This window comes from Micrococcus sp. EWR3.9.1 (genome assembly GCF_052615555.1).
The window spans coordinates 34,199-41,792 of record NZ_JBQXFD010000018.1; the positions used below are offsets into that span (position 1 = coordinate 34,199).

The 7,594-nt window shown below is 75.0% G+C and carries 10 protein-coding genes; 1 reads left to right on the forward strand and 9 read right to left on the reverse strand.

Annotated features, from left to right (window positions below):
* Position 1: 1 nt before the first annotated feature.
* The 7 genes from crtYh to ACUJ8O_RS10155 form a co-directional block, all read right to left on the reverse strand.
* The gene (crtYh, locus tag ACUJ8O_RS10125) at positions 2-358 is read right to left on the reverse strand and encodes a C50 carotenoid gamma-cyclase subunit beta CrtYh (RefSeq protein ID WP_445373350.1); all 357 of its coding nucleotides are present in this window, start codon (positions 356-358) and stop codon (positions 2-4) included.
* Complete coding sequence (gene crtYg / locus ACUJ8O_RS10130) at positions 355-744, reverse strand: C50 carotenoid gamma-cyclase subunit alpha CrtYg (protein WP_049158405.1); 390 nt, start codon at positions 742-744, stop codon at positions 355-357. Before crtYg ends, crtYh begins: the two co-directional genes overlap by 4 nt.
* Positions 714-1,598: a prenyltransferase gene (locus tag ACUJ8O_RS10135; protein WP_036314900.1), complete on the reverse strand. Its 885-nt coding sequence runs from the start codon at positions 1,596-1,598 to the stop codon at positions 714-716. Before ACUJ8O_RS10135 ends, crtYg begins: the two co-directional genes overlap by 31 nt.
* On the reverse strand, positions 1,595-3,295 hold the full coding sequence (crtI, locus tag ACUJ8O_RS10140; RefSeq protein WP_063189945.1) for a phytoene desaturase family protein: 1,701 nt from the start codon (positions 3,293-3,295) through the stop codon (positions 1,595-1,597). Before crtI ends, ACUJ8O_RS10135 begins: the two co-directional genes overlap by 4 nt.
* On the reverse strand, positions 3,292-4,188 hold the full coding sequence (locus ACUJ8O_RS10145; RefSeq protein ID WP_063189943.1) for a phytoene/squalene synthase family protein: 897 nt from the start codon (positions 4,186-4,188) through the stop codon (positions 3,292-3,294). Before ACUJ8O_RS10145 ends, crtI begins: the two co-directional genes overlap by 4 nt.
* A 1-nt stretch (position 4,189) precedes the next feature.
* A complete protein-coding gene (locus tag ACUJ8O_RS10150; RefSeq protein ID WP_445373351.1) occupies positions 4,190-5,266 on the reverse strand; it encodes a polyprenyl synthetase family protein in 1,077 nt (358 codons plus the stop codon).
* Between the two features lie 161 nt (positions 5,267-5,427).
* Complete coding sequence (locus tag ACUJ8O_RS10155; RefSeq protein ID WP_063189941.1) at positions 5,428-5,976, reverse strand: hypothetical protein; 549 nt, start codon at positions 5,974-5,976, stop codon at positions 5,428-5,430.
* Between the two features lie 146 nt (positions 5,977-6,122).
* Here ACUJ8O_RS10155 and idi point away from each other — a divergent pair, with 146 nt between their 5' ends.
* A complete protein-coding gene (gene idi, locus ACUJ8O_RS10160; RefSeq protein WP_036384334.1) occupies positions 6,123-6,752 on the forward strand; it encodes an isopentenyl-diphosphate Delta-isomerase in 630 nt (209 codons plus the stop codon).
* Positions 6,753-6,782: 30 nt separating this feature from the next.
* On the opposite strand, the gene trxA is transcribed toward idi, so the two are convergent.
* Together trxA and ACUJ8O_RS10170 are read right to left on the reverse strand one after the other, a co-directional pair.
* Positions 6,783-7,223: a thioredoxin gene (trxA, locus tag ACUJ8O_RS10165; protein WP_080772554.1), complete on the reverse strand. Its 441-nt coding sequence runs from the start codon at positions 7,221-7,223 to the stop codon at positions 6,783-6,785.
* Between the two features lie 199 nt (positions 7,224-7,422).
* The coding region (locus ACUJ8O_RS10170; protein ID WP_445373352.1) for an integrase core domain-containing protein at positions 7,423-7,594 on the reverse strand (172 nt) is incomplete at its 5' end.

A 7,594-nucleotide genomic window follows, 5' to 3' on the forward strand; every position in this document is an offset into this window, starting at 1 on the left:
GTCAGCGATCGTCCGGGTGGGGGCGGCGTCCCGGCCGAGGGCCGCGCCGACCGGCACGACCACGGCTCGTCAGCAGCAGCCAGAGCGCCGGCAGCAGCAGAGCGGAGCCGAGCGGGTAGGCGAAGTCCTCCACGGGCGCCTGGCCCACGTAGACACCCAGCAGCAGCTCATGGCCGTAGTCGAAGAGCCCCGCGGCGATCATCACGTTGTCGAAGACCGCCGTGAGCACCCACAGGGCCACCAGGGTGGCCGCCACGGCCCGCAGGTGCCCGCCGCGCACGCGGCCGACGAGGGCGGCGCCCACGAGCACGGCCAGGGCGAAGCCCACGAAGACGAGGACGAGGTCGAGGAAGGTCACCGGCTCCCCCCGTCGGTCGGATCGGCCGGCGTCGCGGCACGTCCGTCACGTCCCCGGCCGCGCAGCAGGCGCAGCGCCCCGGTGAACAGCACCATCGTGATCTGGCTGAGGAAGAGCAGGAAGAACCCCTCCTCCAGGGGCAGCTGGGGAGCGAGCATCACCCCGGTCATGTAGGGCGACTGCCGGTGCAGGAACACGCCTTCGGCGATCCCCCACAGGTCCCAGGCGAAGAAGTAGGCCACCCCGGCGGCCAGCACCAGCAGCGCCGGGAGCGGGCGATGCCACAGGAACAGCTCGAAGCGCCGGTCCACCAGCAGCATGCAGCCGATGACACCCAGCAGGGCCAGCAGGTAGATCATGCCGCCGCCCCCCGGGTCAGCGCCCACCCGATCAGCAGCAGGGTCACGAGGAAGCCGGTCACGTAGTTCAGCGGAAGGAACAGCTGCCAGCCGCGGTGGGCCGCGCCCGAGGTGGCGTCCGTGATGCGGCGGAAGCGCAGGGTGTTCACCACGTAGGGCACGGCCAGCAGCGCCGCGAGCGGGCCCGGCGGGTCGGTGGCCAGCAGCAGCAGGCCCGCCGCCGCGTACAGGCCGGCGGCGAGCAGGACGGTGCGCCGAGCGCCCAGCACGGTGGCCACCGAGGCCAGGCCCCCCTCCCGGTCCGGCACCACGTCCTGCACCGCCCCGAACATCTGCGAGGCCATGCCCCACAGGAAGAACGCCCCCAGCAGCGCCGCCAGGGCGGGCGTGGGGGTCGCCCCGGCCAGCGCGAGGCCGTAGACCGCGGGGGAGACGAAGTGGGTGGCGGAGGTCGCGGCGTCCAGGAAGGGCCGCTCCTTGAACCGCAGCCCCGCCCAGGAGTACGCCACCACCGCGAACAGGCTCACCGCGAGCACCAGCACGGCGGCCCACTCGCCCCGCACGGCGGACCAGCCCGCGAGCACGGCCACGAACGGCACGGGCAGCAGCACCGACCACGCCAGCACCCGGCGGCGCACCGCGGGGTCGCCCAGCACGGAGCCCTCCACACCCCCCTTGCGGGGGTTGCGCAGGTCCGAGGCGAAGTCGAACACGTCATTGATGCCGTACATGGCCAGGTTGTAGGGCACCAGGAAGAACACGACGCCCAGGACCACCAGCCACGCGGGCAGCCCCCCGGTCAGGATCGCGGCGGCGGCGAACGGGTAGGCCGTGTTCACCCAGCTGACCGGCCGGGACGCCCAGAAGAGGGTGCGGATCATATGCCGCTCCCCCCGGGGCCCGCGGGCCGGACCCTGCGCGCGTCGTGGCGCAGTTCGTCCCGGACCACTTCGGCGGAGATCAGGCACATGGGCACCCCGATTCCCGGGCGCACCGAGGAGCCCGCGTACATCAGGCCGGCCACGTCCGCGTCCCGCACCGAGGGACGGAACATGGCCGACTGCGCCAGCGTGTGCCCGGGGCCCAGCAGCGAACCCCGCCAGGCGTGCACGTCCGCGGCGAAGTCACCGGGCCCGTAGGTGCGCCGCACCACGATGCGCTCGGCCAGGTCGGGGATCCCGGCCCAGCGGGCCAGCTGGTCGAGGGCCCGGTCCGCCACGGCCTCCACCTGGGCGTCCCCGGCGCGGTCCACCCGCCAGCCCTGGCCGTCACGGACCCGGATGCCGCCGCGCCCCCACCCCGGCTCGGCGGGGGCCGGGACGAGGATGAAGAGGTTCTCGTCGCCCTCCGGGGCCACGCCCGGGTCCGTGGCGGAGGTGCGCGAGACGTAGATCGACGTGTCCGCGGCGAGGTCCTCTCCCCGTTCGATGCGCCCGAAGTTGTCCTCCCAGTCCGCCGTGAACAGCAGGGTGTGATGGGCCAGCTGGGGCAGGGATCCGCGCACCCCCACGCACACGAGCACGCCGGAGGGGCCGGGGTCGCGCCGGTCCCACGTGGACTCCGCGACGCGCCGGCCGGGAGGCAGCAGACGGGTCTGCACGTGGTGCAGGTCCGCGGCGGCCACCACCACATCGGCGTCGAGGCGTCCCGCGGCGCCGTCGTCGGACCGCCAGGCGACGCCGGTCACCCGGCCCGGGCGGCGACGTCGGCCCTCGTCCCCGCGGGCTGCTCCCGGCCTGGGCAGGCGGGCGGCCAGGCGTCCGAGGCGGCCGGCGGGGGCGGGACGGTCCACGACCTCCACGGCGGTCGCCTCGACCCCGGTGCGGATCTCCACGCCGGCCTCGCGCACGACCTCCGCCATGGCGTCCACCAGGGCCGCGAAACCGCCGAGGGGGTACTGCACGCCGTCGGCGAGGTCCAGATGGGACATCAGGTGGTACATGGCGGGGGCACGGTCGGGGGACGTGCCGAGGAAGACCGCCGGGTAGCCCAGGATCTGGCGCAGCCGGGGGTCCTGGAAGCGGGCCGCGACGTGGGAGCGCAGGCCCCCCAGCAGCTGGGGCCCGAGGGCCGGCAGGGCGCGCAGGACGTCCGGGTGGGCCAGGGCGGCCGGCCGGCGGAAGTCCGTGTAGAGGAAGTGCTCCTTGGCGAGCCCGTAGATCCGGGACGCGGAGTCGAGGTAGGCCCGCAGCCGGCGCCCGGCGCCGGGCTCGAGGGACTCGAACAGCGTCTCCGCGTGGCCGGTGCGCACGTCCACGGGGGGCTCGTGGAGGTGCCCCTCGAAGTACACCCGGTAGCCGGGGTCCAGACGGCGCAGGTCCAGCCGTTCGGCGGCGGAGGTCCCCATGAGGCGGAACCAGCGGTCGATCACCTCGGGCATCAGGTACCAGGAGGGCCCGGTATCGAAGGTGAACCCCGCCTCAGACCAGCGTCCGGCACGGCCGCCCAGGACGGCGCCGCGCTCCAGCAGCGTCACCCGGTGCCCGTCGCGGGCCAACAGGCCCGCCGTGGCCAGTCCGGCGAACCCGCCGCCCACCACCACGGTGCGCGGGCCGAGAGCGGTGTCCCGGGCGCTCATCGGCGGCCTCCCCGGCGGCCCCGTGCCAGGACGCGGGCGGCGATCCGGGCCTTCTGATGGTCCGGCACCCGGACACGGCGGTGGGCCAGCTCGGCCGCCGGGGTCGCCTCGATCCGGTCCACCAGGGCCGCGAACAGTCCGTGCGCCAGGGCCACGGCGCGCCCGGCCCCGGGGTCCAGGACACGGATGCCGGGCAGGGCGGCGTCGAGGTCGGCGCGGACCTCGGCCACGAGCTCGGCCTTGCGGGCCTCGGTGAGCACGCCCGGTGCGGCACCGGGCAGGTAGGTGCGGCCCAGCTCGTGGTGGTCCGCGGCCAGGTCCCTGAGGAAGTTGACCTTCTGGAACGCCGCCCCCAGCCGGGAGGCCTGCGCGCGCAGCTCCTGCCGCTGGCCCGGGGTCCGGGCCCGCGTGCCGGGGAGGGAGAGGAAGACCTGCAGGCACATCAGCCCCACCACCTCGGCCGAGCCGTGGATGTAGGCGTCCAGCGACTCGGCGCCGTGCTCGCGGATCCCCAGGTCCGCGCGCATGGAGGCGAAGAAGGGACGGGTCAGCTCCGGGGTGATGCCGTGGCGACGGGCCACGTCGGCGAAGGCGTGCAGGACCGGGTCGGTGGCGAAGCCCGACGCCATCGCGGCCTCACACGCCCGCTCGTAGTCGTCCAGGGCGGCGCGGACCCCGGCCTCGTCGAGCCCGGCGGCCACCGCGACGCCGTCGACCACCTCGTCGGCGACGCGGACCATGGCGTAGATCGTGGCCACGTCCTGGCGTGCCTGCCGGGGCAGGGTGCGGCAGGCCCAGGAGAAGGACGTGGAGTAGCGGCGGATCACCTGGGCCGCTGCGGCGTGGGCCGTCCGCGTGTACAGCGCGGCAGGGCTCGGGGTGGGCGCGGCCATCTCAGGACCTCCGGGTCAGCACGGCGTGGCAGGCGTCGGCGAACTCCGCCCGGACCGTCTCGTCCAGGGGCAGGGCCGCGATGCGCTCGCGGGCGCGGACGGTGAGCTCGGCGGCGACGTCGAGGGCGTGCTCCCGGGCACCGGCCGCCTCGAGGGCGCGGCGGGCGGCCTCGATGTCCGCGGGGGTGGCCGGGCCCGCGTCGAGCAGGGCGCGGTCGGCGGGGATGCGGCGGCCGTGGGCGGTGAGCACGGTGGCCTTGCCCTCGCGCAGGTCGCCGTCGGCGGACTTGCCGGTCTCCCCGGGATCGCCGAACACGCCGAGGACGTCGTCGATCACCTGGTAGGCGGCGCCGAGGTCGGCGCCGGCCTCGCCCATCGCCCGGGCGAGGTCGGGATCCGCCCCGGCCAGGAGGGCGCCGGCGCGCAGGGGCGCGCCGACCGTGTAGTGCGCCGTCTTGAGCCGTTGCATGGCGAGGATGCGGTCGGGATCGGGCTCCTCACCGGTGTGGCGGGACAGCCCCAGGAGCACGTCTTCGAGCTCGCCGGCCGCGGTCACGGCGGCGGCGTCGAAGACGACGGCGGCGGCCTCGGCGGCCCGGGCGGTGTCGGCGGCACAGGTGGCGGCGAGCCGGAACGCCTGGGTGAGCAGGACGTCCCCCGCGATGAGGGCGACGGCGACCCCGGCGTGGGCGGCGTCCGCGGCGGGCACCCCGCGGGCCTCGAGGCGGTGCCGGGCGGAGGCGTGCACGGCGGGCTGGCCGCGCCGCAGCACGTCCCGATCGATGACGTCGTCGTGGACGAGCAGCGCGGTGTGCAGCAGTTCGAAGGCGGCCCCGAGTCGGTCGACGGCAGCGCGGCCGGACGGAGGGACCGGGTCGGCGGTCGCCAGGCGCCAGCCGAGCTCGACGAGACGGGGGCGGATGAGCTTGCCGGCGCCCACATGGACGTGGAGCGAGTCGAGCAGCTCGGCGAAGGCGGCGGATCCGGGTGCCTGGGCCGCGGCATGTCGGAGCGCGGCGTCCAGCTCGGCGGTCACCCCGGAGAGCGCGGCCTCGCCGCCCGTCCTCGCTTCACCCATGGCGCCTCCTCGGTGGCGGACACGACGCGGCACCGACCGCCGCATCTGTTCGACCGTCTAACTTCTGGACGCAGAAGACACTACGGGCCTCGCCGGTCCCGCGTCCATGCGCGGCGGTCCCGGGCGGCGCGATCTCACGACGCACGGGGCCGCCGTCGGGATCAGGCGTCGGCGGACGCCGTCTCCAGGGTGATCTCCGGGTCCACGATCTGACCCTCCCACTCACCGGAGACCCCGTACACGACGCAGTGCTTCTCGTCGGTGCCGTAGTTGCCCAGCTCGGAGGAGGTCAGGACGGCCCCGTTCAGCTGGTCCTCCTTCTCCTCGCTCAGGCGCTGGGCCTGGGCGGTGCAGGTCTGGGCGGCGGCCGGGTCGGCCTCCTCGCCCTCGGCCACGGCCGGCACGGCCCACAGGTACTCCGCGGTGTGGGCGCCCTCGCAGTCGGTGGTCTCGAAGGAGGACAGGTCACGGGCGCCGAGCGGGGCGGTGAAGCACGTGCCGGCCTCGTAGTCGGCCGGGGCCGCGGACAGCGACGACGCCGAGGCGGACGACGACTCCACACCCTGCGCGGACGCGGAGGCGGGCGCCGTCGTCGAGGCGGACGCGTCGGCGTCGGACGAGTCCTGACCGCCGCACGCGGTGAGGGCCAGCAGCGCGGCAGCGGACAGGCCGGCAAGACGGGCGGAACGGGACAGGGCGGCGAAGGCCATGGGGGTGCTCTCCTCGAGTGACGTGGGACGCGCCGGGGTGTGGCGCCGACCTCAGCACTCTAGCCACGCCCGGCCGTCGGGATCGGACTGAGGTGACGTGGCCCACATCTGATGGGTGGCCCGGCTCGCCTGCCACACTGAGAGGCATGCAGACCCCGGCCACGCCCTCCCCGCCCGACCGCCCCTCCCCCGTCGCCCGACCGTGGTTGGCGGCCTCGGACGTCCCGGTCGCAGGCCCCGACGACGTCGAGCGCGTGGTCCTGCTGTCCCCGGAGGGCGAGGCCGTGGGCACGGAGGCCAAGGCCACGGTCCACCGCCGCACCGAGGACGGCGGCACGCCCCTGCACCTGGCCTTCTCCTGTCACGTGTACGACGAGGCCGACCGGTTCCTGCTCACCCGCCGGGCGCTGGGCAAGGCGGCGTTCCCCGGGGTGTGGACCAACGGGTTCTGCGGGCACCCCGGCCCCGGCGAGTCCCCCGCGGAGGCCGTGCTGCGCCGCGCCCCGCAGGAGCTGGGCGTGGAGGTGTCCGACGTCGTCGAGGTGCTCCCCGACTTCCGCTACCGGGCCGCGGACGCCTCCGGCATGGAGGAGCACGAGATCTGCCCGGTGTTCCGTGCCCGGATGCACGGCGACCCCGCCCCGGAGCGGGACGAGGTCGCGGAGTGGTGCTGGGTGGAGCCGGCCGATCTGGCCGCCGCCCTGGCCGCCGTCCCCCGGGCGTTCAGCCCGTGGCTCGTGGAGCAGTGGCAGCAGGGGGCGTTCGACCCGCGGTGAGCGGCCGGCGCGGCGACGCCGCGCGGGCCGTCAGCGGCCGTTGACGTCGTCGAGGTGGGCGGCGGTGGACTGCACGGCATCGTCCTGCCCCGGCTCGGCGTCGCCCTGCTGGCCCTGCTGCTCCTCGGCCAGGCGGCGGACCTCCGCGATGTCGAGGCCCTTGACCTGGTCGAGCAGCTGCTCGAGCGCGGCGCCCGGCAGGGCGCCGGCCTGGGAGAACACGAGCACGCCGCCGCGGAAGGCCATGAGCGTGGGGATGGAGGTGATGCCGGCCATCGCCGCCAGCTGCTGCTGGTCCTCCGTGTCGACCTTGGCGAACACGACGTCCTCGTGCTTCTCCGAGGCGGCCTCGAACACGGGGGCGAACTGGCGGCACGGGCCGCACCAGCCGGCCCAGAAGTCCACGAGCACGGTGTCGTTCTCGGCGACGGTGGAGCCGAACTCCTCGAGGGTCAGGTCCTTGGTGGCCACGGCGGGTCCTTTCGTCAGCGGGGCCGACGCGTTCACGCCGGCGATCATCCTGCCGACCACAACGGACACCCCGCCGCACCTATTCCGCCCCACCCCGCTTTCGTTCGGGAAACGGCGGCGTGTCCCGGCACTTTCGTTCGAGAAACGGGCGCCTTCCACGCACTGTCGCGGCCGAGACGGGAGCCGTCGTCGTCGCTTCCTAGATGTAGGAGGGCATGACGTTGTTGACACGCACCGGGGCCAACGAGGCCGGAGGAGCCTCTCCGCAGGAGGTATGCGGCCGATGGTAGTTGTAGTGATTCACCCACACCTGCAGGGCCTCACGCCGAGCCCGCTCTGAGGAGTACGGGCGGGCGTAGAGGACCTCGTCG

What these genes read in the sequence shown, in the direction of transcription:
- ACUJ8O_RS10135 (WP_036314900.1), bottom strand. Translation starts at nt 1,598, where the DNA reads ATGATCCGCACCCTCTTCTGGGCGTCCCGGCCGGTCAGCTGGGTGAAC.
- crtI (WP_063189945.1), bottom strand. Translation starts at nt 3,295, where the DNA reads ATGAGCGCCCGGGACACCGCTCTCGGCCCGCGCACCGTGGTGGTGGGC.
- ACUJ8O_RS10145 (WP_063189943.1), bottom strand. Translation starts at nt 4,188, where the DNA reads ATGGCCGCGCCCACCCCGAGCCCTGCCGCGCTGTACACGCGGACGGCC.
- ACUJ8O_RS10150 (WP_445373351.1), bottom strand. Translation starts at nt 5,266, where the DNA reads ATGGGTGAAGCGAGGACGGGCGGCGAGGCCGCGCTCTCCGGGGTGACC.
- ACUJ8O_RS10155 (WP_063189941.1), bottom strand. Translation starts at nt 5,976, where the DNA reads ATGGCCTTCGCCGCCCTGTCCCGTTCCGCCCGTCTTGCCGGCCTGTCC.
- idi (WP_036384334.1), top strand. Translation starts at nt 6,123, where the DNA reads ATGCAGACCCCGGCCACGCCCTCCCCGCCCGACCGCCCCTCCCCCGTC.